Source organism: Streptomyces sp. NPDC005955, assembly GCF_042871255.1.
Lineage (GTDB): Bacteria > Actinomycetota > Actinomycetes > Streptomycetales > Streptomycetaceae > Streptomyces.
The window spans coordinates 188864-215110 of record NZ_JBIAIF010000015.1 but is presented as its reverse complement, the minus strand read 5'-3'; the positions used below and the strand labels follow the sequence as shown (position 1 = coordinate 215110).

The window sequence follows — 26247 nt, the reverse complement described above, 5'->3', positions numbered from 1 at the left end:
CTCCCGGATGCTGGTGGGGTGCAGGGCAGCGCGGGGGACACCGAGGAGCGGACCGGGAGGGTGCGGGAGCGGGCGCCGGGGGAGGGCTCGCGTTCACCTCGAAGGGGAACGGAGGAGGCCGTCCGAGAAGAAGGGGACGGCCCGACTGCCTCGCAGGGGCGGACGGCTCAAGCACCGAGGTCGCACGCGGCGCATACAGCGACTAGCGGAACTAGTGGCAACGATCGAGCTGTATGACGCGGTGTCCCAGAGACCTCAGTAGAGCAACGTCCTTCTCCCATCGGCGGTGACAAAGTCGACGGTAATCATACAGGGTGAATCGCGGGAGTCAAGGGGTTGAAGTGAGCCTTTATCGTGGTAGCGGACGGCTCCCCTCCTCTTCACCTCCCTCTCGCCGTCCTGGAGGAACTCCGTGCCCCACGGCTCGCTTTCGCTGCCCGCTCGGCTCTACCTGCTCTCCTGGGACACGACCAGGCTCAGGGTCACTGGTGCCAGCCAACTGCCCCACCTGGTCAGAGCCGGGGCCCTCACCGAACTGGCGCAGCGCGGCCTCCTCACCGACGAGGAGGGAGTCGTCCGGGTCACCGATCCGGACGTCCGTACCGGTGACACGGTGCTCGACGGACTCCTCGAACTCATCGCGGAGTCCAGGCCCCGCAAGTGGAAGTCCTGGGTCACCTCACGCACCGGCGTCACCCTCGACGCCGTGCGCGAGCAACTCGTCGCCGAGGGGTACCTCGGCGTCGGGCGCAAGCGCGTCCTCGGCGTCTTCCCCTCGGTCGACTACACCTTGGAACGGGTTCCGGTGGTGAGCGCCCTGCGGACGGACGCGCGGGCCGCGCTGACCGGGCCCGAGCCGGTCGACGAGGTCGGTGACCGGGACGCGGCCGTGGTCGCCCTCGCCGTCGCGGCCGAGGTCCGCACCTTCTCCTCCAGCAAGGAACGCCGTGCCCACAAGGTCCGGGTCGACGCCCTCACCGCACGCAGCGGCGCGGTGGCCCCGGCGCTCGGCAAGGCGATCCGGGAGATGCAGGCGGCGCTCGCCGTCGCCGTCACCTCCGTCGCGGTGACCAGCAGTTGAACCCGTAGGGGCTGGGCACCGGGGTCCGCGGCGTGTTTGATTCTGTTTCATGACCAATGAGACCGAACGGGCGGCGGAGCGGGCCGCGGACCCCGTAGCCCAGGCCACGGCCCTGCGGGCGTTGCACGTACCGGGGCGGCCCGTGGTGCTGCCCAACGTCTGGGACCCGGCGAGCGCCCGTCTGGTCGCCTCCTCCGGGGCCGCGGCCATCGCCACCACCAGCGCCGGGATCGCCTGGAGCCTCGGGGTGCCCGACGGCGAACGGCTCGACCGGGACCGGGCGCTCGACGCGGTGGCCCGGATCGCCGCCGCCGTCGACCTGCCCGTCACCGCCGACGTCGAGGGCGGCTACGCGTCCGCGGCCGACGGGATCGCCACCACGATCCGGGTGGCGCTGGCCGCCGGCGCCGTCGGCGTCAACATCGAGGACGGCGTCGCCGATGTCGAAGGAGCGGGGCCGCTGCGGGAGATCGAGGAACAGGTGGAACGCATCCGGGCCGCCCGTGCCGCGGCTGACGCGGCGGGGGTTCCGGTGTTCGTCAACGCCCGGACCGACACGTACTGGAAGGGCGTCGGCGAGCCGTCCGCCCGACTGGCCGGGACCCTCGAACGGGCCGCGGCGTACATCGACGCCGGCGCCGACGGCATCTTCGTCCCGGGGGTGCGCACCCCCGCGGAGATCCGCGCCCTGGTGGCGGGGACCGACGCACCGTTCAACGTGCTGGCGGGCCCGGGACTGCCCACCGTCGCCGAACTGGCCGCCCTCGGCGTGGCCCGGGTGACCCTGGGGTCCGGCCTGGCCCGCGCGGCGCACACCCTCACCCGGCGCGCCGCCGAGGAAGCACTCACCGCGGGCACGTACGGCTTCCTGGCCGACGCCCTCCCCTACGCGGAGGCCGACGCCCTCCTCGGCCACCTCGACGAGGAGGGCTAGCGCAGGCTCCGCGGACGGGGTCAGAGCACGCTCACGGACCCGTCGCTGCGCGGGTCCGTGCCCGCCTCGAACCCGGCCCCCGAGGCGCTGCGGCGGACGAGTTGCCCGTGTCCGACCTGCTCGTCCTGCTCGGCGCAGACCACCACCTGGTAGCCACGGGCCAGTGCGGCCGTGACCTCCTCGGGCACCGCGCCCTCCACGGACGCCACCTGCGCCGGTTCGTCCACCCCGAGGCCCCCGATGACCCACCGGGGCCGCCGCAGGGCCTCGGCCGGTCGGTCGCCCGCGGCGATGCGCAGCGCCAACTGGGCGTGGATCTGCGGTTGGGCCTTGCCGCCCATCGTTCCGTGGGCGCCGGTCACCACCCCGTCGAGCCGGGTCAGCACCGGCATCAGGGTGTGGGCGGGCCGCTTCCCGCCGGCCAGCCGGTTCGGTGCGCCGGGGGCGAGGTCGAAGAACGAGCCGCGGTTGTGCAGGACGATCCCGGTCGCCGGATCGAGGATGCCGGACCCGAAGCTGTGGAACAGGCTCTGGATCAGCGACACCGCGTACCCCTCGCCGTCCGCCGCGACCACGGCGACGGTGTCCCCGCTGGGCCGCGCCGCCTCGTTGCGGCGCGCCCCACCGTCCCCGGACGGACGGGGCCGGGGGGCCCGCTGCACCTGCTCCGCGATCTCGTCGAGCCGCGCAGCGCCCAGCAACTCCGCCACGGGGACGTCCACCTGGCGGGGGTCGGCCAGGTACCGCTCCCGGTCCCGGGTGACCGCGTCGAACACCCGGGCCGTCAGATCGGCGTCGGAGCCGAGGAGTTGCAGGTCACGGGGCAACCGCTCCAGGACGCCGAGGGCCTGGAGCAGGTGCAGTCCCTGGGAGTTGGGCGGCGCGGTGAGGTACTCCTCGCCGCGGAAGCCGGCCGACAGGGGCTCACCGGTCTCGGTGGCGTGCCGCTCCAGGTCCTCGCGGGTGAGCGCCGAGCCCTTGCCTCGCAGCAGGTCCACCAGCCGGGCGCCGAGCGTTCCCCGGTACAGCGCCGCCGGCCCCTCGGCGGCGATGCGGGCGAGCGAGTCGGCCAGCGCGGGCTGTCGCATCGGCGCGCCCTCGGCGAGCGGAGCGCCGTCCGGGAAGAACACCGCCCGCATGCCCGGGTCCTCGCGGAGCAGTGCGGCTTCCGCGCGCAGTGCGGTGGCGACGCCGGGCGCGGTCGGCACCCCGTCCCGGGCATGGGCGACGGCATCGGTGAACAGCCGCTCCCAGGGCAGTCGTCCGGCGAGTTCGTGCAGGGTGGCCCAGCCGGCGACGACCCCGGGGACGGTCACCGTGAGCGCCCCGGTCACCGGCATCCGGGTGCCGGGCACGGCGGCCGGGTCCGCCGCCGCGGCGGCTGCGCCGCTGCCGTTGACGGAGACGACCCGCCCGTCGGGCAGGGCGACCAGGGCGACCAGGTCGCCGCCGACGGCGCACTGGTGCGGGTAGACGACGGTGAGCGCGATGGCCGCGGCGAGCGCGGCGTCGACGGCGTTGCCGCCGGCCCGTCGTGCGGCGGCGCCGGCCTCGGTGGCCAGGGCGTGCGGGGCGGCGAGCCCGTAGGGGGCGGTGGCGCCGGGGCCGGTGGACGGGGCGCCGGAGCGCGGCGGGAGCGGGGAGGCGACGGGCATGAGGGTGGCTTTCCTGAGGGGGCGGTGACCCGGCCGCCGGGGAGCGGGGCGGGCCACCTGGACGGATGACCGGGGGGCGGGGCCGTGGACGGACGACCGGGGGGACGGGACCGGGTCGGGGGCGCCGTGGGGTCAGGCTCCGGGCGCCGCGGGCCCGTGGCCGTCCAGCCCCAGCGTGTCGATGATCATTCCCTGCACCTCGTTGAGGTGGTCGGCCATGGCCTGGGCCGCGGCCTCGCTGTCGTGGCTGATCAGCGCGGCGAGGATGCGACGGTGGGCGCGCAGCGAGGCGAGGAGCCGTTCCCTGGACTGGTACTGGGGGTCCCGGGAGGGGCCGACCCACTCGTTGGTGGCTTCGAGGAGCCGGGTGAGCATGGGGTTGTGGGCGGCCTTCGCCACGGCCACGTGGAACGCGCCGTCGAGTTCGACGAGGGCGGCCAGGTTGTCGCGGTCCCGTTCCGACTCGGCCCGGGACAGCAGGGCGGCGAGGTGTTGGAGGTCGCCGTCGGTGGCGCGGACGGCCGCGCGCGCGGCGACGGGGGGTTCCACGGCGGAGCGCAGGTCCATGACCTCGTGCACCAGCCGGGCCGCGTCGTCCATGTCGCCGAGCTGACGGGCGTGCAGGTCGGGGCGGGTGGTGCCGGTGACGATGGTGCCCCGACCGGGCTTGCGGTCGACCAGTCCGCGCAGTTCCAGTTCGCGCAGTGCCTCGCGGACGGACGCCCGGGAGATGCGGAGTCGTTCGGCGAGTTCGCGCTCGGCGGGGATGCGGGTGCCCGGGGCGAGCCGCCCCTCCTCGATGAGGCCCTGGAGGCGTCCGGCGAGCCGGTCGGGGCCGAGGGCGGCCTCGGGAGCGATGAGGGTCCAGTCGACGGACACCGAAGGGCCTTTCGGGTCGGGGGCCGGGCGGCGCCGGTCGGGCGCCGCCGTGCCCGGGCGGTGGGTGCCGGGCCCACGGCCGCGCGTCCGCCGGGCGACGGGACGCGACAGCCGTGGAGCGGCCGGTCAGTCGTCGATCTCGACCGTGAGCCAGTTCTCGAAGCAGCTGCGACGGGCCAGGCTCATCACGCCGATGGTGGCGCGACCGCCGAGGCCCGCCTCGGGCCCGAAGACGTCCCGGAAGAGGTCCGTCGCGCCCGAGGACACCTTGTGCACGTCCTCGAACTCGGGGGTGCTGACGACGAAGCACAGTGAGCGTACAAGGGACTGCACCCGGTTGAGGGAGCCGAGGGCGAGACGGATGCCGCCCAGGCAGTTGAGCGCGGTCAGCCGGGCCGCTTCGTAGCCCTGCTCGACGGTCACGTCGGCGCCGAGCCGCCCGGGGTGGCGGACGTTGCCGTCCGCGTCGTCCGCGGTGTGGCCCCCGAGGAAGAGCAGGTTGCCGCTGATGTGGTGGGGCTTCATCGACCCGTAGTCGGCGCCGTAGTAGGGCCGGGCGGCGAAGTCGGGGATGACGAGCCCCAGTTCGCGGACGCGGGTCTCGGGATCAGTCTGAGCCATGTGGATGGTGCCTTCGGGATCGCGGTGGCCCTGCCGGTGGGCCGAGATAGTCAGATGGTCCGACCAAGTGGGCTTATTGTTTGGTCACGCTCTTCCCCCTGTCAACCCCCGTGACCGCCGGTGACGCGCCGGCGCACGGCCCCAGATCCCGAGGAACGGCACGATGCGAAACCAGTCAGCCGACCACCCCGAGGACCCCCGACCGCAGCGCCCGGGCCCCGGCGCGGGACCGGCCGCCCCGGACGCGGCCCCCGCTCCGCCGGCAGCCGCCGCGGGCCCCGGCGCCGGCGGTCACACCCCCGGAGTCCGGCGGCTCGCGGACACCCTCCCGCTCCTGCTGACCGTCGCCGCCGGAGCCACCGACGCCCTGGCCTACCTCGGGCTCGGCGGGGTCTTCACCGCCAACATGACCGGCAACCTGGTCCTGCTCGGCATCGCCGGCTCGCACGGCGTCGACCTGCACGTCGCCCGTGCCGCAGCCGCCACCGTGGCTTTCACCGCCGGTCTGGTGCTGGCCTTCCTGATGACCCGCGACCTGCCCGCCGGCGCGGTGTGGCCGCGCCGGATCACCGCGGCCCTCGCCGTCAGCCTCGGCTGCCAGCTGGTGTTCCTCGCCGGCTGGGCCGCCGTCGACGGCCGGCCGGGGGAGGTCGCGGACGTCGGTCTCGTCAGCCTGTCGGCACTGGCGATGGGGGTGCAGACGGCGTGCGCCCGGCGGGTCGCGCTGGCCGGGATCACCACCACCTTCGTCACCGGGACCCTCACCGCGGTCGCCGAGTCCGTGGCGCACGGCTCGACGGCCCACATCCTCCGTCGGCTCGCCGTGCTCCTCGCCCTGGTGGTGGGCGCCCTGGCCGGAGCGTTGGTGCTGCGGCACTCGGCGACGGCCGCCGCCGCGATCCCCCCGCTCCTGGTCGCGGTGACCCTGGCACTGGGCGTCCGACTGCACCATGTTCAACGAAATCCGCAGTAGAGCAATGATCCAACTGATGATTTCCGTTGTCTCAGACGGATACTCCGACGAGACCGTTGACAAGACGGGGTGACGGCAACCACGTTGGGCCGCACGAGGCCACCCCGCCGGAGGGCCTCGGGGCCGACCAAGCCGCCCCGCGCGTCGTCGCTCCCCGCACGGGCCGGGCCCGAACCCGCCCCCGCCGGTTCGCCCCGCCCGTGCGCCGCGTCCGCGCCCCGCCCCGCTCTCCCCCCAGGCGGCCGTTCCCCTAGGACTCCCCGTGACCTCTCCACGCCCGGACGTCTCCGCCCCCCTCGCCCCCCTGGACGTGTCCTTCGAGGACGACCCCAGGGTCGTCAAGGAAGCCGCCAACGAGGACTACTCCACCCACATCGTCCCGCTGACCTGGCGCAGCGGCCGACTCTCCCTGACCATGGCCTGGTACGCGCTGGTCAGCGGCATGTTCTACCTGGTCACCGCCGCCACCCTGGCCGTGACCGTGGGCACCGTCGACACCCTGATCGGCATCCTGCTCGCCGTCGCCGTGTTCGGCACCGTCAACTACGTCTTCTCCCGCTACGCCGCCCGCACCGGTCTGACGGTCGCCCTGGTCTCGCAACGCGTGTTCGGGTCCCTCGGATCGGTCCTCGCCCCCCTCGTCCTGGCCGCCACCGCGATCTACTACGCGGTGTTCGAGGGCTCCGTCATCGCCCACGCGCTGCACGCCTACACCGGGTCGTTGACGATCGAGGTCTGGTACGCCATCTCGATCCTGAGCAACGTCCCCATGGCGATCGGCGGGGTGCGCCGCTGGCTCGACAAGTTCAACGGCGCCCTGCTGCCGCTGTACTGGACCGGGCTGATCATCGTGGTCATCCTCGCCGCGCGCGAGTACAAGCCCTCCGGCTGGCTCACCCACACGCCCGACCTGGTCCCCGACCTCGGCGCCCCGGGCTGGCTGTACGCGTTCTTCGTCTACATGGGCGTGTTCGTGTTCATGATGTACACGATGGACTTCGGCCGCTTCGGCAAGCGCGAGGACGCCGGCTTCCACAGCGTCGTCACCTTCGGCCCGGTCTTCTACTTCTTCGTGTACTTCGTCAACGGGCTGATCGGCATCTTCCTGGTCCTGGCGGCCGGTGCCGTCGGAGCGCCGACCGAGACGGCCATCGGCGACACCATCGTGGCGCTGATGGGGGTGTGGGGGCTCGGCGTCGTCTGGCTGACCCAGTCCCGCATCAACACCGCCAACTACTACGTGGCGTCGACCAACCTGGAGGCCACGGTCGCCCGCCTCTTCCACCTCAGGGTGCCGCGGGTGGTGGCCCTCGCGCTGGCCAGCGTGGTCACGTACCTGATCATGCTCACGGACGTGCTCAGCTACGTGCTGACGGCGCTGGCCTGGCAGGGCGCGTTCGTGGTGGGCTGGGTCGGCATCATGCTCACGCACCTGGCCCTGCACCGCAGCGGGGACCGGGACGGCCTCCCGGAGTTCCGCCCCGGCCGGGTGGTCACCTTCGCCCCGGGTGCCGTGGTGTGGCTGGTGTCCTCCCTGACCGGCATCCTGGTGCTGGAGTTCACCGGCACGTTCGGCACGACCTGGTCGTCACCGCTCACCTTCGTGCTCAGCATCGGCCTCTACGCGCTCGCCCTGCGCGTGACCCGTTCGCCGGTGCTGGCCCGCGGGTCCGACCCGCGCGACGAGGTGGACGACATCTGGGAGGCCCGGATCCGCTGCCACCGCTGCGACCACTCCTACATCGCGGCCGAGATGGACCGTGACCCCTCGGTCGAGGGCAGCCCCGCGATCTGCGCGGACTGCGCGGGCCGCAGTCGGGACTTCCGCAGGGCGGTGCTGGCCGAGGCCGCGGCGGCCTCGGCCGGGCCGGCCGCCGGGCAAGCGGACCGCGGGGAGTTCACCCGCACGTGACCGAGCCCCGCGGGGTCCGGTGCGCCGGACCCCGCAGGGCGTTCAGGTGCGCGGCACCCGGTAGTGCAGATGCGTGACGGTGGGCGAAGCGATCACTTCGCCCTGTTCGAGGGACAGCTCGTCCAGTCCCTCGAACAGGCGCTCGCCCGAGCCGATCGCGGTGGGCACGAGATGCAGCAGCAACGCGTCGAGCAGTCCGGCCGTCAGGTACTGGCGCACCGTCGCCGCGCCCCCGGCGATCTCCACGTCCCGGTCGCCGGCCGCGGCCCGCGCCCGTTCCAGGGCCGCGTGGATGCCGTCCGTCACGAAGTGGAACGTGGTGCCGCCGGCCATCTCCAGCGGTTTCCGTTCGTGGTGCGTGAGCACGAACACGGGTGTGTGGTACGGCGGTTCGGGCCCCCACCAGCCCGTCCAGTCCTCGTCCCAGGGGCCTCGGCCGGGGCTGAACATGTTGCGCCCCATGATGTGGGCGCCGGTGTTCTCGTGCAGGGTGGACAGCAGCTCCGCGTCCTGTTCGCGTCCGGGCTTCCCGGTCTCGAACATCCAGGCCGTGAGCGCATCGGCCCCGGTGCCGAAGGGGTGTTCAAGGCTCTGCTGCGGACCCGCGGTGAATCCGTCGAGCGATACGGCGAGGTTCGCGGTGACGATGCCCATGGTGTCGGTGCCTTCCGGGAGTTGCCTACGGTGTCGTCGGTGCGTGACGTAACCGTGGCACCCGCCGGATTCTTCCCCGCCGGTACCCGCCCGCACCGGCACGTCCGGCTGCCCCCACCGCACCCGGCGCACGGGGCCGTAGCGGGGCCCGTCAGCAGGCGTCGCGCATCAACTGCGCGAGGTCCCCGTCGAGATCGAGGTGCAGGTGTTCGCGTCCACGGGCCACCAGACCGTCCGTCCGACTGAGGAACTTCCGCAGGTCACCGCTGAGCAGGTGCACGATGGCCGTGCCCTCGGGAGCGTGGAACTCCATCACCGTACGGTCGTACCCGTACGGACGCACCCGGACGTCGCCCTGACCCACGGCCGCCTCCATGCCCGAGGCGAGCAACTCCCGGGAGAACGTCCAGCACACGTCCACGCCCTCCAGCGTGGCGGGGGCGGGAAACGTCATCCGGACCGCGAACGGGTCGGCCTGTTCGTAGCGCAGCACGGCGGGGATGGTGGCCATGCGGGGCGCGGCGGCGACCAAGCGCGCCTCCACGGCTTGCTCGATGACGATGGACAACGCCTGCTCCCTCGTGGCGGCGGGGGCGGTCGACCGGCGGACGTGACCGGCCCCGCCGAAGACCCGGACACTCCTAGAGACGGTCGAACCGCCCCTCGCGTCTACCCGGGGGCCCGTGACTTCGGTCACGGTTCGCCCGCTCCGCGGGCCGCCGGGCGGGCTCGGCCCGGGTCAGTACGGCGCCGGCTGACGGTACCCGGCGAGCGCGGGGGCGGTCCTGGTCGCGACGAACTCCGTGATGCGGTACGCACAGGTCCCGGCCGTCACGAACGGATCGGTCGCGGCCAGCGCCTCGATCGCCTCGCGGTCGTCGCCGACCGCGAGCAGCACCCCGCCGTCGCGCGGCTGCTTGCGGCCCGAGGCGATGATCACCCCGGAGGCGTACAGCGCGTCCAACCACGCGAGGTGCGCAGCCATCTCCGCGTCCACGGCCTCGACCGGCGCGGTGTAGGTCAGTTCCAGAACGAACATGACCGAAATCCTATCCCTCGACCACCCGGCGGACGGCGGGGAGGGGGCCTTGCGGTGTCCGTCCGCGGTCGGACCCGTACGCTCGTCCCACCATGAACGCCGTACCGCAGCCCCAGCCCGCCGAGTTGCCCGCCGACTGGCCCACGACCCAGGAAGGTGCGCGCGCCGTCCAGGACGAGTTGCGGGCGCTGGTCGTACGGGACGAGGCGGGCCCGGCACCCGGCACCGGTCGGGCGACCGGGGTGGACGTGGCGTACGACGACACCCAGGACCTCGTGGTCGCCGCGGCCGTGGTCCTCGACTGCGCGACCCTGGAGGTCGTGGCCCAGACCACGGCGGTGGGAACGGTCTCCTTCCCCTACGTGCCGGGGTTGTTGGCGTTCCGGGAGCTGCCCACCGTCCTCGCGGCGCTGGCCGCCCTGCCCACCGACCCGGGTCTCGTGGTGTGCGACGGCTACGGTCTCGCGCACCCCCGCCGCTTCGGACTGGCGAGCCACCTCGGGGTGCTCACCGGACTCCCCACGATCGGCGTCGCCAAGAACCCGTTCACCTTCACCCACGAGGAGCCGGACCGGGCCCGCGGCTCGTCCGCGCCGCTGCTCGCGGGCGCCGAGCAGGTCGGGGCGGCCCTGCGGACCCAGCCCGGTGTCAAGCCGGTGTACGTCTCCGTCGGTCACCGGGTGGACCTGCCGACGGCGCTCGCGCACACCTTGGCCCTGGCCCCGCGCTACCGGCTCCCGGAGACCACCCGCCGGGCCGACTCCCTCTGCCGCCGCGCCCTGGCCGCCCGCGCCGCCGGGTCCTGAGGTCGGAGCCGGCTCAGCGGTCCTCCGGCCGGCGCTGCGCCATCACCTCGGCGAGCATCCGGTCGATCCGCCGCGACCGGCGCAGCAGCCAGGGCGCCCGGGTCCCGGCCAGTGCGACCAGGGTGAGCGGCACGGGCCGGGCGACCAGCACGGCCAGGGCGATGGTCCACGGGTCGATGCCGGCCAGTGCACAGGCCACCACCGCGACCCGGGGGGTCCACGGCAGCAGGGCGAGGGCGGCCAGCGCCCACGGGCCGTGGGTGGTGATCAGGTCGCTGAAGCGGTCCAACTCCGCCTGTTCGGGGGCGAGTCCGCGTACGAGGTCCAGCAGCCAGGGGCCGGCGGACTGCACGGCGACGGCGGTCAGGAACGCGCCCAGCACGGACCCGGCGACGAAGGTGAGGATGAGCGCCGTCCGGCGCCGGGGATGCAGTGCGGCCAACCCCGCGAGCAGCAACTGACCGGGCAGGAACGGCAGTACGTAGTCCCCGAGCGGGAACGCGCCGACCGCGGGCAGGAACCACCGGCGGTGCGCGGCCCGGTCCAGCCGGGACAGCGCACGGCCCGTTCGGGTGCCGGGCGCCCGCGGGGCCACGGCCTCAGCCACGGCGCAGGGCCCGGTAGCCGACGGACGGGGCGATCCGCATCAGCGTGGGCAGCAGCGCCGCCCCGCCGACGTAGACCTCCGACCGGCCGCGGAGCACCCCCCGGATCACCGACCGCGCCGCCTCGGCCGGGCTGATCTTGGCCCGACCGCGGCCCGCCGTCATGTCCGTGTCGACGAGGGGGAGGACCGCGTCGACCACCTGGACGTGCGGGGCGCCGTCCTCGCACTGGTAGCGCAGGGCCCGGGTGAAGGTCCGCACCGCCGACTTGGCGGCGCAGTACGCGGGCGCCGAGGGTTTGGGCGCGATGGCCAGGCCGCTGCTCACATTGACGATGGCCGCGGACGGCTGGCTCCGCAGATGGGGGAGCAGCCCCGTGGACAGGGCGATGACGGCGTCCAGGTTGACGGCGAGTTCGCGGCGCACGACCTGGCGCACGGTGCGGGGGTCCTCGGTGAGGAAGTCGGTGAGGTGCTGGACGCCCGCGTTGTTGAACACGGCCCGCAGTTCGGGGTGCCGCTCGGGCAAGCCGTCGGTGAGGGCGTCGACGGCCACCGGGTCGGACAGGTCCACCGACTCGACCGAGACGCGGTCGCCGTGCACGGCCACGAGGTCCGCGAGCCGGTCCGCGTCGCGGCCCACGGCCACCACGTGGGCACCGAGGTCGACCAGTTGCCGGGTCAGTTCCCGGCCGACGCCGCGGGCGCCGCCCGTGACGAGAACGGTTGTGCCGTGGAGCTTCATCGCTTCCTTCGTGTCGTCGTAGAGGCGGCCCGGGCGTGGCGCCCGAACGCCGCTCGGTAGGCCGCCGGGGTCATCGCGGTGCGGTGTTTGAACCGGCGGGTGAAGTGGGGCTGGTCTGCGTAGCCGCACGCGAACCCGATGACGGACGTGGGGTGTTCGCCGTGGATGAGCAGCTCGGCCGCCGTTTCCGCGCGCACCGCGGCGAGGAGCCCGGTGAAGCCGCCGTCCCCGGCCAGCCGGCGTTGGAGCACCCGCGTGGAAAGGCCGAGCGCCGTCGCGAGCTCGGCGAGCGTCCAGCGGCGGGCGGGATCGGTGGCGAGCAGCGCACGGGTGCGGATGACCGGGTCCGACCCGGTCGCCTCCGCGCCCGCCGGCGGGGCGGTGACCGTGCCGGTCCAGTCGAACCGCCAGTGGGCGCTGTCGCCGGCCGGTGGCTCCGCGGTGAACACCCCGCCGGTGAACACGGTGTGCGCCCGCTCCTGCCCGACGGCGACCGTCAGGTCCCGGGTGCCGATCATGGTCAGCAGCGCGGTGAGCACGCCGAGGACGACGGCGTCCTCGGCGGCGCCGGGCGGCGCCCCGGGCGGCCCCAGGTGTTCGACCACCAGGTGCCGCGGCCCGGACCGGCGCAGCGCCACGCGGTGCCGTGAGTGGGTGAACCGCTCCAACCTGCACCACCGTTCGAGCAGGTCGTGCGGGGAGCCGGCGCGCAACAGCGCGGAGACGGCAGGATCGGACCGGACCGCCGAGAACTGCTGTCCCACCCGGAGCAGCGGCAACAGTCCGTGCGTGTGTTCCACCTCGGCGAGGAACCGGCGCTTGGCGGCCAGCGGCAGCAACGCGCCCCCGCCCGCGGGGGCCACGGTGTGGATGCCCTCGGCGGCCAGGGCGCGGCGCGCCATCGCCACGAGCTGCGCGCTCGCGTAGTCCTCGTCCACAGCCGCCTCCTGCCGTTCGGTACCCCCACGCTAGGCGCGGTCGGCGGCTCCGTCTTGAACGATCACGCCATGGTGCCGGGCGGTCGGGGGCGGGTGCGGACGGCCGTGTCCTGAGCGTCCCGCCCCGACGGCTGGCCCATCATGGAGGGGACGGGCGCCCGTCGAAGCGCTTGCCCGCTCGGCGTCTTGTGCGGTTACCGGCCGGTATCTAGCATCGCCGGAGTGCCCGCACCGCGCTCCGGACGGCACGCACCGCAGCAGCACCACCCACCGAGGGGGTCCGATGACCGAGCCACCGTTGCCGGGCGGGGCGACCGCGACCGACGGCCCCCTGACGGGCGTGCGCGTGCTGGAGCTGGCGGGCATCGGCCCCGGCCCCTTCGCCGCGATGCTCCTCGCCGACCTGGGCGCCGACGTCGTCCGGGTCGACCGCCCGGGCGGCCGGGAACCGGGGCTCGGCCCCGGCCCCGAACGCGACCTGACCCACCGCAACAAGCGCTCCGTGCTCGTCGACCTGAAGTCCCCGGGCGGCCGGGACCGGGTCCTGGCGCTCGTCGCACGCGCCGACCTCCTCGTCGAGGGCTACCGCCCGGGCGTCGCCGAGCGCCTCGGCGTCGGCCCCGCGGACTGCCGCGCCCGCAACGCCCGGCTCGTCTACGGACGGATGACCGGCTGGGGCCAACGGGGCCCGCTCGCCCCGCGCGCCGGCCACGACCTCACGTACCTCGCGGTGACCGGCGCCCTCGGCACGATCGGCCGGCCCGACGACGCGCCCGCGCCGCCCGCCAACCTCCTCGGCGACTACGCGGGCGGCTCGCTCTACCTGGTCGTCGGTCTGCTCGCCGCGCTGCACCACGCCCGCGCCACCGGCGTCGGACAGGTCGTGGACGCGGCGATCGTCGACGGCGCCGCCCACCTCACCACCCTGGTCCACGGGTTGCTCGCCGCCGGGCACTGGCAGGACCGGCGGGGCGCCAACCTGCTGGACGGCGGCTGCCCGTTCTACGGCTGCTACCGGACCTCGGACGGCGGGTACATGGCCGTCGGCGCCCTGGAACGACGGTTCTACGACGAGTTCACCGCCCTGCTCGACCTGGGCCCGGCGGCCGCGCTGCGCGACGATCCGGCCCACTGGGACGCCCTGCGCGCGGCCGTCGCCGACCGCTTCCTGACCCGGACCCGAGCGCAGTGGACCGAGGTGTTCGACGGCTCCGACGCCTGCGTGGCACCCGTGCTCTCGCTGCGCGAGGCCCCGGCGCACCCGCACCTCGTGGCCCGCGGGACCTTCGCCACCCGGGACGGGGTGCCGCAACCCGCGCCCGCCCCACGGTTCTCCGTCACCCCGGGCACCCTCCGCCGGGGCCCCGTCCGGCCCGGCGCCGACACCGCGGAGGTGGCCCGGGACTGGGACGTGCCCGACCTCGTCGCCGCCCCGTCCGACCACCTGCCCGACCACCTGCCCGAGGGCCGGTGACCCGGTGCCGCGCGCACCGACGGGCCCGGGAAGCGCCCGCCACCCGCCCGGTCGACCCCTCCGAAAGGTTCACCCGTGACCACCGAAGCATTCGTGTACGAAGCGATCCGCACCCCGCGCGGTCGCGGCAAGGCGAACGGCGCCCTGCACGGCACCAAGCCCATCGACCTCGTCGTCGGTCTGATCCACGAGCTGCGGGCCCGCTTCCCGGACCTCGAACCCGCCGCGATCGACGACATCGTCCTCGGCGTCGTCGGTCCCGTCGGCGACCAGGGTTCCGACATCGCCCGGATCTCCGCGATCGCCGCCGGCCTGCCCGACACCGTCGCCGGGGTCCAGGAGAACCGCTTCTGTGCCTCGGGCCTCGAAGCCGTCAACCTCGCCGCGATGAAGGTCCGTTCCGGCTGGGAGGACCTGGTCCTGGCGGGCGGGGTGGAGTCGATGTCCCGGGTGCCGATGGCCTCGGACGGCGGTGCCTGGTTCGCCGACCCGATGACCAACCTCGCCACCGGCTTCGTCCCGCAGGGCATCGGCGCCGACCTCATCGCCACCATCGAGGGCTTCTCCCGCCGGGACGTCGACGCGTACGCGGCGCTCTCCCAGGAACGGGCGGCGGCGGCCCGCGCGGACGGCCGCTTCGACCGCTCGGTCGTCCCGGTGCGGGACCGCGCCGGACTCGTCGTCCTCGACCACGACGAACACCCCCGCCCCGGCACCACCGCCGACTCGCTGGCCGCCCTGAAGCCGTCCTTCGCGGACATCGGCGACCTCGGCGGATTCGATGCGGTGGCCCTCCAGAAGTACCACTGGGTCGAGCGGATCGACCACGTCCACCACGCGGGCAACTCCTCCGGGATCGTGGACGGCGCCGCCCTGGTCGCCATCGGCTCCCGGGAGGTGGGGGAGCGCTACGGACTGCGCCCCCGTGCGCGGATCGTGTCCGCCGCGGTCTCCGGCTCCGAACCGACGATCATGCTCACCGGACCCGCGCCCGCCACCCGCAAGGCCCTCGCCAAGGCCGGGCTCACCCTCGACGACATCGACCTGGTGGAGATCAACGAGGCCTTCGCCGCGGTCGTGTTGCGGTTCGTCCGGGAGACCGGCCTGACCCTCGACCGGGTCAACGTCAACGGCGGGGCCATCGCCCTGGGCCACCCCCTCGGCGCCACCGGGGCGATGATCCTCGGCACCCTGGTGGACGAACTCGAACGGCGGGAGCAGCGGTACGGGCTCGCCACGCTGTGCGTCGGCGGCGGCATGGGCATCGCCACCGTCGTCGAACGCGTCTGACCGCGCGCCGCCGCCCCGCGACACCGCCCCGCCGCGACCGCGCCGCCGTCACCGCCGAGCCCACCGCCCCCACCGCCGCATCGGAGCAGCCACACCATGAGCGAGCCCACCACCCGACCGACTCCGTCGACCATCCGCTGGGAACAGGACCGCGCCGGGATCGTCACCCTCGTCCTCGACGACCCCGACCAGTCCGCCAACACCATGAACGCGGCGTTCCAGACCTCCCTCACCACGGTCGCCGACCGGCTGGAGGCCGAACGCAGCAGCGTCCGCGGCGTCATCGTCACCTCCGCCAAGAAGACCTTCTTCGCGGGCGGCGACCTGCGCGAGCTGATCCGGGTCCGCCCCGAGGACGCCCGACGGGTGTTCGACGCGACCCGCCGCGTCAAGCGCGACCTGCGCCGCATCGAGACCCTGGGCGTCCCGGTCGTCGCCGCCCTGAACGGCGCCGCCCTCGGCGGCGGCTACGAGATCGCCCTCGCCTGCCACCACCGGATCGCCCTGGACGCCCCGGGATCGAAGATCGGCCTGCCCGAGGTCACCCTCGGCCTGCTGCCCGGCGGTGGCGGGGTGACCCGCAGCGTCCGCCTGTTGGGCATCGCGGACGCGCTCCTCAAGGTGCTGCTCCAGGGCACCCAGTACCACCCCCGGCGCGCCCGGGACGCCGGACTCGTCCACGAACTCGCGGACAGCCCCGCGGAACTCCTGGCGAAGGCCCGGGCGTTCATCGAGGCGAACCCGGAGAGCCGGCAGCCCTGGGACGTCCCCGGCTACCGCATCCCCGGCGGGACGCCGGCCCACCCCAAGTTCGCCGCGAACCTGCCCGCCTTCCCCGCCAACCTCCGCAAGCAGACGGCGGGCGCCCCCTACCCCGCGCCGCGGGCGATCCTCGCGGCGGCCGTCGAGGGCTCCCAGGTGGACTTCGCGACCGCCGAGACCATCGAGTCCCGCTACTTCACCGAGTTGGTGACCGGGCAGACCGCCAAGAACATGATGCAGGCGTTCTTCTTCGACCTCCAGGCCGTCAACTCCGGCGCCAACCGACCCCGGGGCGTCGAGCCGCGCCGGGTCCGCAGGGTTGCCGTGCTCGGCGCGGGCATGATGGGCGCCGGCATCGCCCACGCTTGCGCCCGCGCGGGCATCGACGTCGTCCTCAAGGACGTGTCCCTCCAGGCCGCGACCCGCGGCAAGGAACACTCCGCGAAGCTGTGCGCCAAGGCCGTCGCCCGGGGCCGCACCAGCCGGGCCGAGGCCGACGCACTGCTCGCCCGGATCACCCCCGCCGCCGAACCCGACGCGGTCGCCGGCTGCGACGCGGTCATCGAGGCCGTCTTCGAGGACCCCGCGCTCAAGCGCCGGGTGTTCCAGGAGGTCCAGCACCTGCTGGCGCCGGACGCCCTGCTGTGCTCCAACACCTCGACCCTCCCCATCACGGACCTCGCCGAAGGCGTGGAACGTCCCGCCGACTTCATCGGTCTGCACTTCTTCTCCCCGGTCGAGAAGATGCCGCTGGTCGAGATCATCAGGGGCGGCCGGACCGGTGACGAAACCGTCGCCCGCGCCTTCGACCTGGTGCGGCAGATCCGCAAGACCCCCATCGTGGTGAACGACTCCCGGGGCTTCTTCACCTCCCGGGTGATCGGCCGGTTCCTCCACGAGGGCGTCGCGATGGTCGGCGAGGGCGTCGAGCCCGCCTCCGTCGAACAGGCCGCCGCCCAGGCCGGATACCCGGCGAAGGTGCTGTCCCTGATGGACGAACTGACCCTCACCTTGCCCCGTCGCATCCGGGACGAGTCCCGCAAGGCCGTTCAGGACGCCGGCGGCACCTGGACACCGCATCCCGCGGAGGCCGTCATCGACCGCATGGTGGAGGAGTTCGACCGCCCGGGCCGCAGCGGCGGCGCGGGCTTCTACGAGTACGCCGACGGCGAGCGCGGCCGGCTCTGGCCCGGGCTGCGCACCCACTTCACCCGGACCGCGGCCGAGGTGCCGTTCCGGGACCTCATGGAGCGCCTGCTGTTCTCCGAGACCCTGGAGACGGTGCGCCTGCTGGACGAGGGCGTGCTCGTCTCCGTCGCGGACGCCAACATCGGTTCCCTGTTCGGCATCGGGTTCCCCGGCTGGACCGGGGGAGTGCTCCAGTACGCCAACGGGTACGAGGGAGGGCTGCCCGGGTTCGTGACCCGGGCCCGGGACCTCGCGGACCGCTACGGGGACCGCTTCGCCCCGCCCGCCTCGTTGGTGGCCCGCGCCGACCGCGGCGAGCCGTTCCACGACCGCTGAACGGCGGAGCCAGCGCCGCACCACCCCCGCCGGCCACTGCCGATCGCGAGGTGCGGTCCGGCACCGGGCCCGTGCGCCGGTGCCGGACCGGGGCCGCGCGGAACACCGCAGCGGCGCAACCGCGGCTCACCCGCGCGTCCACGGATCCCCGTTCCGCCGAAGGAGCCCCCCAACACCCGCGCCCCGCACGGCGCGTCCGCATCGCCGTGACCCAACTTCGAACGTGTGTCCCGGAATCACCGGACGCGCGGGGCCAAATGAGCCTCCCTGCCAATATCTTCCTCATACTGGCCATATGTCACTCGATGTCCAGCGTTCCCGTGTACCCCAACCGCCCCCGCCCGGAGGCATCCTCTGGCAGGACACAGGTGACATCCGCACCTTGTTGACCCTCGGCCCGGCCTTCATCCTCCAGGTGAGCCACCCCGCGGTGGGCGCCGGCGTCGACGACCACTCCGTGTTCCGCACCGACCCCTGGGGGCGCGGCGTCCGGTCCATGCGGTCCGTCCTCCTGTGGGTGTACGGGGAGGAGCGCGCCGCCGAGGAGGGGCGCAGGTTGCGCCTGCTGCACCGCGGCATCCACGGCACGGACGCACGGGGCCGCCCGTACCACGCCCTCGCCGCCCGCACCTACGCCTGGGTGCACGCCACCGGCTTCCCGGTGGCCCGCTACGCCCACCCCTACCTCTGGGGCCGCCCCTACACCGAGCCCGAGGAGCGCCAGTACTTCGCCGAATGGCGCAGGGTCGGACAGCTCCTCGGCATCCACGAACGCGATCTGCCGGAATCCGTCGAGGAGTTCTGGCCGTACTACCGCGAGATGCTCAAGGAGATCGAACTCACCAGGGTCGCCCGGGAGTTGCTGGACCCGCACCAGCCCCTGCCGGTCCTCGACGTGGGCCCGCGCTCCTTGCGGACACCGGTGCGCTGGCTGTGGCCCGTGGCGCGGCGGCTGTTCCTCCGGTTCCGGAGGTTCCTGTCGATCGGTCTGCTGCCGCCGGAAGCCCGCGACGCACTCGGCCTCACCTGGACCGCCGCCCAGGAGCGGAGGCTGCGCCGGGTGTGCCGGGTCATCAGCGTCGTCGTCACCCGACTCCCGCACCGACTGCGCTACTTCCCCGAGGCGCACCTGGCCCGCTCCCGGCACGGACTCGACTGACGTCCTCCCGGGCCCCGTCGAGCGCCCGCCGCACCCGCACCCGCGCCCACCGGTCCGGGAGCGGGTGCGGCCGAGCGCCCACCACCACCCGGGCCCCCGCCCCTCGCCCGGATCGGCGGACCCCGCCCCACGGGACACACCGTCCTCCTGGTGTGCAGCCAGCACGGCGACGAACCCGCCGGCCGGGAAGCCCGCCCGAGCACCGTCCGGGACCCGCCCTCGCCCGTGACCACCACACCCGCGCGCTCCCCGCCCGGACCACCCTCCTGGTCGTGCCCCGCGTCCCGACCGCCGGCGCCGGAGCACCCGCTCCGGGGCCCGGTGACCGTTCCGGCGCACCGGGCCGTCCAGGTGCGTCACGCCGGGTACGCCCTCGACCATGCGTACGCCCCCGCACCCGGAACGCCCCGTCCGCCCCGCCCCCGGTCCGCCCACCGCACCGACCCGGCCGCCCACCACACCGACCGGCCCGCCCGGGGCGCCCGGTGGAATCGACCGAGGTGGTCCGCCCCCGCACCCGCCTCCCCGCGACCGGAGACCCGGCGCGCGCCGCCGCCGGGCCCCGCCCGAGGGCGCGCCCGACCCGCCGTGGTCCCGGCGCGGTCGGCCCCTGCGCGCGCCCCGGCGCACCGCCGCGGCGCGCGCGAGCACGCGCGGTCGTACGCACCGGCCGGCCCGGCTGGGGATACTCAGGACATGGCTGCCGCGTACGCATCCTTCGACCTGGCACCCGCCACGCGGGCGGGCGGGGTCCTCGCCAACGGCGAGCTCCAGGCGCACCGGGACTTCGTGGACTTCATCATCGACGGACGCCCGCTGCTGTACCGCCTCGCCGACCTCGACGCCGTCTCCCCGCTCGCCTCGGACGTGCCGCCCGCGATCTTCACCGCCCAGGTGCGCGGCCTGCTGCTGGAGGCCCCGGCACCGCTCGCCGACGACCGCCACATCATCTACGGCTGTCCCGAGTGCGAGGACCTGGCCTGTGGCGCCGTGACCGCCGTCATCGAACGGGACCCCACCGATCCCGACGACGTCATCTGGCGCGACTTCGCCTGGCAGACCGACCGGCGCGTCGACCTCCCCCTCAACGGCTACCACGGCATGGGGCCGTTCCGGTTCCGCGGAGCCGAGTACCGAGCCGCCCTCCACCGGCTCGTCGAGGGCACGGCGCCCGCCCGGCGCCGGGTGCTGCTGATCGGTGACCGGGTCGCGGTCCTCGCCCGGCTCGCCGCCGCCCTGCGCACCATCGGCATCGGCGCCGACATCACCCGGGACGCCGCCCACGTGCCCGCCGACGAACTGCGCGCCTACGGTGCGGTCGCCTTCGGTGCTTCCGTCCCCGCCGCCGAACGCACCCTGGTCCGGGCCACGTTCGACCACGCCGGGCTCACTGTCACCTACGTGGACGGGCTGGCCCCGATCGTGCCGCTGCTCGTCGCCCAGGTCGAGCACGCCCTCGACACCGCCCAGGCCGGACGGCGCCGACTCACCCACCTCTCCAGCGCCGGCGGCGACGCCGGGGTGGACGTCGCCTCGACCTGCCGGGTGCGGCTGCTCGCGTACCGCCTCGACCGGCTGCGCCGCACCCGCACCCACGAGGTGTTCGACGGGGTGCTCGGCCCCGGGCACCACCGCATTCCGCTTGACGGCGACGTACGCGGCGGAAGATCCTTCCTCGTGGCACGCACCACGGACAGCGTGCTCGTCGCGCCCTCCGTACGATGAACACACCGTGACGCCGGGCGGGCAGTGACCGTCCGACCGTGACCGCCGCAACGCCATGACGTCCGCCACGACCAGCAGGGGGGTGCGCTCCGATGCGCCGGTGAACGCGAGGAACCGTCCCCTCGGCGGACGACCCTGCGTACCCGGCCCCGCGCACCCGTGCCACCCCGTGGCACCCGTGCGACCAGGGCGGTGGGACCCGCCGGACGTTCGCCACCCACCCTCCGTCCAGGATCGGACCGTCATGACCGCCACCCTCGTCGCCAAGGACCTCGCCGCAGGCCACGGTGACCGCACCCTCTTCTCCGGACTCGAACTCGTCGTCGCCCCGGGCGACGTGATCGGCCTGGTCGGCGCCAACGGCGCCGGCAAGTCGACCCTCCTGCGGCTGCTCGCCGGGCTCGACACCCCCGAACAGGGACAGCTGAAGCTCTCCCCGCCGCACGCCACCGTCGGCCATCTCCCGCAGGAACCGGAGCGTCGCCCGGGCGAGACGGTGCACGCCTTCCTGGCCCGCCGCACCGGCGTCGCCGAGGCCCAGCGCGCCATGGACGCCGCGACCCAAGGGCTCGTCGACGGCACCCCGGGCGCCGATGACGCCTACGCCGTGAGCCTGGAGCGCTGGCTCTCCCTGGGCGGCGCCGACCTGGACGAACGCGCCGCGCAGACGGCCGCCTCGCTCGGGCTCGGCGTCGACCTCGACCAGCTGATGACCAGCCTGTCCGGCGGCCAGGCCGCCCGCGCGGGACTCGCCTCGCTGCTGCTCTCCCGCTACGACGTCTTCCTCCTGGACGAACCCACCAACGACCTCGACCTCGAAGGACTGGAGCAGCTCGAACGCTTCGTGCGCGGCCTGCGCGCGGGCACCGTGCTCGTCAGCCACGACCGCGAGTTCCTCACCCGGACCGTCACCAAGGTCCTCGAACTCGACCTCGCCCAACAACAGATCAACCTGTTCGGCGGCGGCTACGCGTCCTACCTGGAGGAACGCGAGACGGCACGGCGGCACGCCCGGGCCGCCTACGAGGAGTACTCGGACAAGAAGAGCTCCCTGGAGGCCCGCGCCCGCACCCAGCGGGCGTGGATGGAGAAGGGGGTCAAGAACGCGCTCCGCAAGGCCCCCGACAACGACAAGATCGGCCGCCGGGCCCGCGCGGAGTCCAGCGAGCAGCAGGCGGCGAAGGCCCGGCAGACCGACCGGCTCATCGAGCGCCTGGACAAGGTCGAGGAGCCCCGCAAGGAATGGGAGCTGCGGATGGAGATCGCCGCGGCGCCCCGGGCCGGCGCCGTGGTCGCCACCCTGCGCGACGCCGAGGTGCGGCGCGGTGCGTTCCGGTTCGGCCCCGTGACGCTCCAGATCGACTGGGCGGACCGGGTCGCCGTCACCGGCCCGAACGGCTCCGGGAAGTCCACCCTGCTCGCCGCGCTCCTCGGCCGCCTCCCGCTGGACGCCGGGCACAGCGCGCTCGGGCCGGGCGTCGTGGTCGGCGAGGTCGACCAGGCCCGTGCACTGTTCCACGGGCCGCAGCCCCTGCTCGACGCCTTCCGCGCGGCCGTCCCCGACACCGAACCCGCCGAGGTGCGCACCCTGCTCGCCAAGTTCGGCCTGGCGGCCGACCACGTGCTGCGCCCGGCGGCGACCCTGTCACCGGGCGAGCGGACCCGGGCCGCCCTCGCCCTGCTCCAGGGCCGGGGCGTCAACCTGCTGGTGCTCGACGAGCCGACCAACCACCTCGACCTGCCGGCCATCGAACAACTGGAGTCCGCGTTGAGCAGTTACCAGGGGACGCTCCTGCTGGTCACCCACGACCGGCGGATGCTGGACGCCGTCGACACCACCCGGCGCCTCGCCGTCGCCGACGGAACAATCACCGAGCACTGAGCACTGAGCACTGAGCGCCGGGGGGCGGTGCGGCCCTGCCGCCCCGCCCCCCGACCACGCCCGTGCGCCCCCGTACGGGGACCGGCTAGCGCAGACCGGCGCGCCGCAGTGCGTCCGCCATCGCGCTGTTCGCGGGCGGCGGCGCCTGCCGGGACCCGCCCCGGCCCTGCGGCGAAGCACTCCGCCCCTGCCGGGGCTGCGGTGCCTTCCGACCGCCGCCGCCACCGCCACTGCCGCCCGCGCCGCCGCGTCCGCGACCCGCGTCCCGACCGGAGCCGCCCTGGCCCCCGCCCTGGGACGCCGCGGCCTCGTCGTCCAGCCGCAACGTCAAGGAGACCCGCTTGCGCGGGACGTCGACGTCCAGGACCTTCACCTTGACGATGTCCCCGGGCTTCACGACGTCCCTGGGGTCCTTGACGAACGTCTTCGACATCGCCGACACGTGGACCAGACCGTCCTGGTGCACCCCGACGTCCACGAACGCGCCGAACGCCGCCACGTTGGTCACGACCCCTTCGAGGACCATCCCGGCGACCAGGTCGCCGAGCTTCTCCACGCCCTCCTTGAACGTCGCCGTCCGGAACGCGGGCCGGGGGTCGCGCCCCGGCTTCTCCAACTCCCGCAGGATGTCGGAGACCGTCGGCAACCCGAACGTGTCGTCCACGAAGTCCGCGGCCTTCAGCGAGCGCAGCGCGGCACGGTCCCCGATCAGGGCCGTCACCGGGCCGCCGGAACGCTCCACCATCCGCCGCACCACCGGATACGCCTCGGGGTGCACGCTGGAGGCGTCCAACGGGTCGCTCCCGCCGCGGATGCGCAGGAAGCCCGCGCACTGCTCGTACGCCTTCGGCCCGAGCCGGGCGACGTCCTTGAGCGCCGTCCGCGCGGGGAAGGGACCGTGGGCGTCGCGGTGCGAGACGATGTTCTCGGCGAGCCCGGAGCTGATCCCCGACACCCGGGCCAGCAGCGGCGCCGACGCCGTGTTCACGTCCACCCCGACGCCGTTCACGCAGTCCTCGACGACCGCGTCCAGCGAGCGGGACAGCTTCACCTCGGACAGGTCGTGCTGGTACTGGCCGACCCCGATGGACTTCGGGTCGATCTTCACCAGTTCCGCCAGCGGGTCCTGGAGCCGGCGGGCGATGGACACCGCGCCGCGCAGCGACACGTCCATGTCCGGGAGTTCCTGCGAGGCGAACGCCGAGGCCGAGTACACCGAGGCGCCGGCCTCGGAGACCATCACCTTGGTCAGCTTCAGCTCGGGGTGCCGGGTGATCAGGTCACCCGCCAGCTTGTCGGTCTCCCGGGACGCGGTGCCGTTGCCGACGGCGATCAGCTCCACCGCGTGCTCCCGGGCCAGCTTCGCCAACACGGCCAGCGACGCGTCCCACTTGTTCTGCGGCACGTGCGGATGGATCACCTCCGTCGCGACGACCTTGCCGGTGGTGTCGACCACCGCGACCTTCACCCCGGTACGGAAACCGGGGTCGAGCCCGAGGGTCGCCCGGGTGCCGGCCGGGGCGGCCAGCAGCAGGTCCCGCAGGTTCGCGGCGAAGACCCGGACCGCCTCGTCCTCGGCGGCCGTCCGCAGCCGCAGCCGCAGGTCGATCCCGAGGTGCACCAGGACCCGGGTGCGCCAGGCCCAGCGGACCGTGTCCTTCAGCCAGCGGTCCCCGGGGCGGCCCCGGTCGGCGATGGCGAACCGGGAGGCGATCGCCTGCTCGTAGGAGGTGGGCACCGGGGCGGCGGTCGGGTCCTGCGGCTCCTCCGGCTCCAGGACGAGGTCGAGGACCTCCTCCTTCTCCCCGCGCAGCATCGCGAGGACCCGGTGCGAGGGCAGTTCCGTGAACGGTTCGGCGAAGTCGAAGTAGTCGGCGAACTTCGCGCCCGCCTCCTCCTTGCCCGCCCGGACCTTCGCCTGGACCCGTCCGCGCGTCCACATGCGTTCCCGCAGCTCGCCGATGAGGTCCGCGTCCTCCGAGAACCGCTCGGTGAGGATCGCCCGGGCCCCGTCCAGGGCGGCCTGCGGATCGGCCACGCCCCGGTCGGCGTCCACGAACGCCGTGGCGGCGGCCGTCGGGTCCACCGACGGGTCGCCCAGCAGGCCGTCGGCGAGCGGTTCCAGCCCGGCCTCCCGGGCGATCTGCGCCTTGGTCCGCCGCTTCGGCTTGAACGGCAGGTAGATGTCCTCCAGGCGGGCCTTGGTGTCGGCGGCCCGGATCGACGCCTCCAGCACCTCCGTCAGCTTGCCCTGCTCGCGCACCGAGTCGAGGATCGTGCTCCGCCGCTCCTCCAGCTCGCGCAGATAACGCAGCCGCTCCTCCAGGGTGCGCAGCTGGGCGTCGTCCAGCGACTCGGTCGCCTCTTTGCGGTAGCGGGCGATGAAGGGCACCGTCGAACCGCCGTCGAGCAGTTCGACCGCGGCCCGCACTTGCCGCTCCCGCACGCCGAGTTCCTCGGCGATCCTGCCTTCGATGGACCCTACGAGGGGTGTCGTCACGTTCCCGTACCGCCTTCTCCACTGGGGTTGCGCGGCAATTGTGGCAGGTTACGGCGGCGGCGGGCCCGCAGGGCGAGCATCGGGCACGCCGTGGGACGGGCCGCCCCCGCCGCCCGGCGGGTCAGCCCTTGCCGAAGGCGTCGGCGGGGAACGCGCCCGCCGCCAGCGCCGTGCGCGCGAAGCCTCCGGCGAGTTCGGTCAACCGTGCGACACCGGCTTCGCCCAGGTGTGCGTAGGGGGCGCTGTCCAGTCGGTCGGTGCGCTCCTCCAACTCCGCGCGCAGGGCGCGTCCCGCACCGGTCAGCTCCCCGTCCGCGGTGAGCAGGCCCCGGGCGCGCAGTCGTTCGCCCGCCGCCTCCCAGTCGGTGCGCCGCCAGCCCCGTGAACCCGTGGCCCACTTCGGCGTCATGCCCTTGCCGGTCGCGGTGTGGCTGACCATCGCCTCCACCGGGTCGAGCCCGAGGTCGAGCAGGACGGCCACGTGCCCGTCGCCCCGGTGCTCGCGCAGCAGGGTCGAGGCGTGCCACAGCGCGAGGTGCGCGGCGTCGGGGACCTCCAGCCCGGCGTGGGCCGCGTACAGGGCCCGGCCGTGCGGGGCGCACCCCTCGGCGGCCCGCAGGGCGAGCCCGGCCGCCTCCGCCATCTCCGGCGAGGCCAGCACGTCCGCCCCGAGCAGCCGCCGCGAGGACGCGTCCACGGCGCGGAGTCGGGCGGCGAGCACCGCAGCGGGGTCGGCGGTGCGCCACGCACCGGGCAGGTGGGTGGCGACCAGGGCGGGGCTGAACACGTAGAACGCGGCCGTCACCGGCCCCGGTCCGACCGGCCCCATGGCCGCCGAGCGCAGCGCGAAGTACGTGGCCGGCCAGCCCTCGAAGCCGAGGGCCGTCATCTCGGCGGAGGCCTCGGGGGCGAAGTAGTGCGCGGAGTGGAGGGGATTGAGGACGTGGTGGCACCGGCGGGCGGCGCGCTCCGGGAGGGAACCCATGGCCGTACGTTACTGACCGGTCATTAGGTAGCGGAAGGGGTACCGGGGCCTCGGCTCGGGCCGTGGCAGGAAAGGAGGGACACCCGTCATTGCGGTCATCGACCA

The 26247-nt window shown here is 74.2% G+C and carries 22 protein-coding genes; 11 read left to right on the top strand and 11 right to left on the bottom strand.

Translation table 11 applies throughout. The features are described from left to right. Window positions 1-412 precede the first annotated feature (412 nt). Together ACFYOU_RS29065 and ACFYOU_RS29060 are read left to right on the top strand one after the other, a co-directional pair. Window positions 413-1081, top strand: coding sequence for a GPP34 family phosphoprotein (locus ACFYOU_RS29065; protein ID WP_391309687.1), 669 nt, complete (start codon window positions 413-415; stop codon window positions 1079-1081). Window positions 1082-1130: 49 nt separating this feature from the next. After that, window positions 1131-2015: an isocitrate lyase/phosphoenolpyruvate mutase family protein gene (locus ACFYOU_RS29060; protein WP_391309685.1), complete on the top strand. Its 885-nt coding sequence runs from the start codon at window positions 1131-1133 to the stop codon at window positions 2013-2015. A gap of 20 nt (window positions 2016-2035) precedes the next feature. On the opposite strand, the gene ACFYOU_RS29055 is transcribed toward ACFYOU_RS29060, so the two are convergent. From ACFYOU_RS29055 to ACFYOU_RS29045, 3 genes are all read right to left on the bottom strand, one after another. Continuing rightward, window positions 2036-3670, bottom strand: coding sequence for a gamma-glutamyltransferase (locus ACFYOU_RS29055; RefSeq protein ID WP_391309683.1), 1635 nt, complete (start codon window positions 3668-3670; stop codon window positions 2036-2038). A gap of 132 nt (window positions 3671-3802) precedes the next feature. Next, entirely contained in the window at window positions 3803-4549 is a 747-nt protein-coding gene (locus ACFYOU_RS29050; RefSeq protein WP_387004481.1) for a FadR/GntR family transcriptional regulator, read from the bottom strand. 126 nt (window positions 4550-4675) lie between these two features. Beyond that, window positions 4676-5170 (bottom strand): RidA family protein, encoded by a 495-nt coding sequence (locus ACFYOU_RS29045; protein WP_385496293.1) that lies wholly within the window; start codon window positions 5168-5170, stop codon window positions 4676-4678. Window positions 5171-5333: 163 nt separating this feature from the next. Here ACFYOU_RS29045 and ACFYOU_RS29040 point away from each other — a divergent pair, with 163 nt between their 5' ends. Both ACFYOU_RS29040 and ACFYOU_RS29035 read left to right on the top strand, forming a co-directional pair. After that, window positions 5334-6143 carry a DUF1275 family protein gene (locus ACFYOU_RS29040; protein WP_391309679.1) on the top strand — a complete coding sequence of 270 codons (810 nt, stop codon included), beginning with the start codon at window positions 5334-5336 and terminating at the stop codon, window positions 6141-6143. 262 nt (window positions 6144-6405) lie between these two features. Beyond that, window positions 6406-8055 carry a purine-cytosine permease family protein gene (locus ACFYOU_RS29035; protein ID WP_391309677.1) on the top strand — a complete coding sequence of 550 codons (1650 nt, stop codon included), beginning with the start codon at window positions 6406-6408 and terminating at the stop codon, window positions 8053-8055. Between the two features lie 42 nt (window positions 8056-8097). Here the strand turns inward: ACFYOU_RS29035 and ACFYOU_RS29030 are convergent, their stop codons facing one another. The 3 genes from ACFYOU_RS29030 to ACFYOU_RS29020 all read right to left on the bottom strand — a co-directional run bounded on the left by ACFYOU_RS29030 (window position 8098) and on the right by ACFYOU_RS29020 (window position 9748). Then, window positions 8098-8709 carry a dihydrofolate reductase family protein gene (locus ACFYOU_RS29030; RefSeq protein ID WP_391309675.1) on the bottom strand — a complete coding sequence of 204 codons (612 nt, stop codon included), beginning with the start codon at window positions 8707-8709 and terminating at the stop codon, window positions 8098-8100. 151 nt (window positions 8710-8860) lie between these two features. Continuing rightward, window positions 8861-9277, bottom strand: coding sequence for an SsgA family sporulation/cell division regulator (locus ACFYOU_RS29025; protein ID WP_389770765.1), 417 nt, complete (start codon window positions 9275-9277; stop codon window positions 8861-8863). 171 nt (window positions 9278-9448) lie between these two features. Continuing rightward, entirely contained in the window at window positions 9449-9748 is a 300-nt protein-coding gene (locus ACFYOU_RS29020) for a YciI family protein (RefSeq protein ID WP_389770763.1), read from the bottom strand. 92 nt (window positions 9749-9840) lie between these two features. Here ACFYOU_RS29020 and ACFYOU_RS29015 point away from each other — a divergent pair, with 92 nt between their 5' ends. Then, complete coding sequence (locus tag ACFYOU_RS29015) at window positions 9841-10554, top strand: endonuclease V (RefSeq protein WP_391309673.1); 714 nt, start codon at window positions 9841-9843, stop codon at window positions 10552-10554. 13 nt (window positions 10555-10567) lie between these two features. Here ACFYOU_RS29015 and ACFYOU_RS29010 read toward each other — a convergent pair whose 3' ends face one another. Genes ACFYOU_RS29010 through ACFYOU_RS29000 form a run of 3 tightly spaced genes read right to left on the bottom strand, consistent with a single transcriptional unit; the run spans window position 10568 to window position 12841 of the window. After that, the gene (locus ACFYOU_RS29010) at window positions 10568-11161 is read right to left on the bottom strand and encodes a hypothetical protein (RefSeq protein ID WP_391309672.1); all 594 of its coding nucleotides are present in this window, start codon (window positions 11159-11161) and stop codon (window positions 10568-10570) included. Continuing rightward, window positions 11154-11903, bottom strand: a complete 750-nt coding sequence (locus ACFYOU_RS29005; RefSeq protein WP_391309670.1) for an SDR family NAD(P)-dependent oxidoreductase — start codon at window positions 11901-11903, stop codon at window positions 11154-11156. The genes ACFYOU_RS29010 and ACFYOU_RS29005 overlap by 8 nt, the downstream gene beginning before the upstream one ends. Continuing rightward, a complete protein-coding gene (locus ACFYOU_RS29000) occupies window positions 11900-12841 on the bottom strand; it encodes a helix-turn-helix domain-containing protein (protein ID WP_391309669.1) in 942 nt (313 codons plus the stop codon). The genes ACFYOU_RS29005 and ACFYOU_RS29000 overlap by 4 nt, the downstream gene beginning before the upstream one ends. Before the next feature lie 283 nt (window positions 12842-13124). Here ACFYOU_RS29000 and ACFYOU_RS28995 point away from each other — a divergent pair, with 283 nt between their 5' ends. From ACFYOU_RS28995 to ACFYOU_RS28970, 6 genes are all read left to right on the top strand, one after another. Further along, the gene (locus ACFYOU_RS28995; RefSeq protein ID WP_391309667.1) at window positions 13125-14315 is read left to right on the top strand and encodes a CoA transferase; all 1191 of its coding nucleotides are present in this window, start codon (window positions 13125-13127) and stop codon (window positions 14313-14315) included. Between the two features lie 75 nt (window positions 14316-14390). After that, window positions 14391-15605, top strand: coding sequence for an acetyl-CoA C-acetyltransferase (locus ACFYOU_RS28990; RefSeq protein ID WP_391309665.1), 1215 nt, complete (start codon window positions 14391-14393; stop codon window positions 15603-15605). 96 nt (window positions 15606-15701) lie between these two features. Next, on the top strand, window positions 15702-17891 hold the full coding sequence (locus tag ACFYOU_RS28985) for a 3-hydroxyacyl-CoA dehydrogenase NAD-binding domain-containing protein (RefSeq protein WP_391309664.1): 2190 nt from the start codon (window positions 15702-15704) through the stop codon (window positions 17889-17891). A gap of 295 nt (window positions 17892-18186) precedes the next feature. Next, on the top strand, window positions 18187-19050 hold the full coding sequence (locus ACFYOU_RS28980; protein WP_389770745.1) for an oxygenase MpaB family protein: 864 nt from the start codon (window positions 18187-18189) through the stop codon (window positions 19048-19050). 696 nt (window positions 19051-19746) lie between these two features. Continuing rightward, entirely contained in the window at window positions 19747-20775 is a 1029-nt protein-coding gene (locus ACFYOU_RS28975; RefSeq protein WP_391309662.1) for an oxidoreductase, read from the top strand. Between the two features lie 244 nt (window positions 20776-21019). Then, complete coding sequence (locus tag ACFYOU_RS28970; protein WP_391309660.1) at window positions 21020-22657, top strand: ATP-binding cassette domain-containing protein; 1638 nt, start codon at window positions 21020-21022, stop codon at window positions 22655-22657. An 85-nt stretch (window positions 22658-22742) separates the two neighbouring features. Here ACFYOU_RS28970 and ACFYOU_RS28965 read toward each other — a convergent pair whose 3' ends face one another. Continuing rightward, window positions 22743-25157 (bottom strand): Tex-like N-terminal domain-containing protein, encoded by a 2415-nt coding sequence (locus ACFYOU_RS28965; protein ID WP_391309658.1) that lies wholly within the window; start codon window positions 25155-25157, stop codon window positions 22743-22745. Between the two features lie 121 nt (window positions 25158-25278). Further along, window positions 25279-26142: a hypothetical protein gene (locus tag ACFYOU_RS28960; protein ID WP_391309657.1), complete on the bottom strand. Its 864-nt coding sequence runs from the start codon at window positions 26140-26142 to the stop codon at window positions 25279-25281. Between the last annotated feature and the right edge of the window lie 105 nt (window positions 26143-26247).

What these genes read in the sequence shown, in the direction of transcription:
- ACFYOU_RS29030 (WP_391309675.1), bottom strand. Translation starts at nt 8,709, where the DNA reads ATGGGCATCGTCACCGCGAACCTCGCCGTATCGCTCGACGGATTCACC.
- ACFYOU_RS28985 (WP_391309664.1), top strand. Translation starts at nt 15,702, where the DNA reads ATGAGCGAGCCCACCACCCGACCGACTCCGTCGACCATCCGCTGGGAA.
- ACFYOU_RS29040 (WP_391309679.1), top strand. Translation starts at nt 5,334, where the DNA reads ATGCGAAACCAGTCAGCCGACCACCCCGAGGACCCCCGACCGCAGCGC.
- ACFYOU_RS28980 (WP_389770745.1), top strand. Translation starts at nt 18,187, where the DNA reads ATGTCACTCGATGTCCAGCGTTCCCGTGTACCCCAACCGCCCCCGCCC.
- ACFYOU_RS28995 (WP_391309667.1), top strand. Translation starts at nt 13,125, where the DNA reads ATGACCGAGCCACCGTTGCCGGGCGGGGCGACCGCGACCGACGGCCCC.
- ACFYOU_RS28970 (WP_391309660.1), top strand. Translation starts at nt 21,020, where the DNA reads ATGACCGCCACCCTCGTCGCCAAGGACCTCGCCGCAGGCCACGGTGAC.
- ACFYOU_RS29020 (WP_389770763.1), bottom strand. Translation starts at nt 9,748, where the DNA reads ATGTTCGTTCTGGAACTGACCTACACCGCGCCGGTCGAGGCCGTGGAC.
- ACFYOU_RS29005 (WP_391309670.1), bottom strand. Translation starts at nt 11,903, where the DNA reads ATGAAGCTCCACGGCACAACCGTTCTCGTCACGGGCGGCGCCCGCGGC.
- ACFYOU_RS28960 (WP_391309657.1), bottom strand. Translation starts at nt 26,142, where the DNA reads ATGGGTTCCCTCCCGGAGCGCGCCGCCCGCCGGTGCCACCACGTCCTC.
- ACFYOU_RS29045 (WP_385496293.1), bottom strand. Translation starts at nt 5,170, where the DNA reads ATGGCTCAGACTGATCCCGAGACCCGCGTCCGCGAACTGGGGCTCGTC.
- ACFYOU_RS29060 (WP_391309685.1), top strand. Translation starts at nt 1,131, where the DNA reads ATGACCAATGAGACCGAACGGGCGGCGGAGCGGGCCGCGGACCCCGTA.
- ACFYOU_RS28975 (WP_391309662.1), top strand. Translation starts at nt 19,747, where the DNA reads ATGGCTGCCGCGTACGCATCCTTCGACCTGGCACCCGCCACGCGGGCG.
- ACFYOU_RS29055 (WP_391309683.1), bottom strand. Translation starts at nt 3,670, where the DNA reads ATGCCCGTCGCCTCCCCGCTCCCGCCGCGCTCCGGCGCCCCGTCCACC.
- ACFYOU_RS29015 (WP_391309673.1), top strand. Translation starts at nt 9,841, where the DNA reads ATGAACGCCGTACCGCAGCCCCAGCCCGCCGAGTTGCCCGCCGACTGG.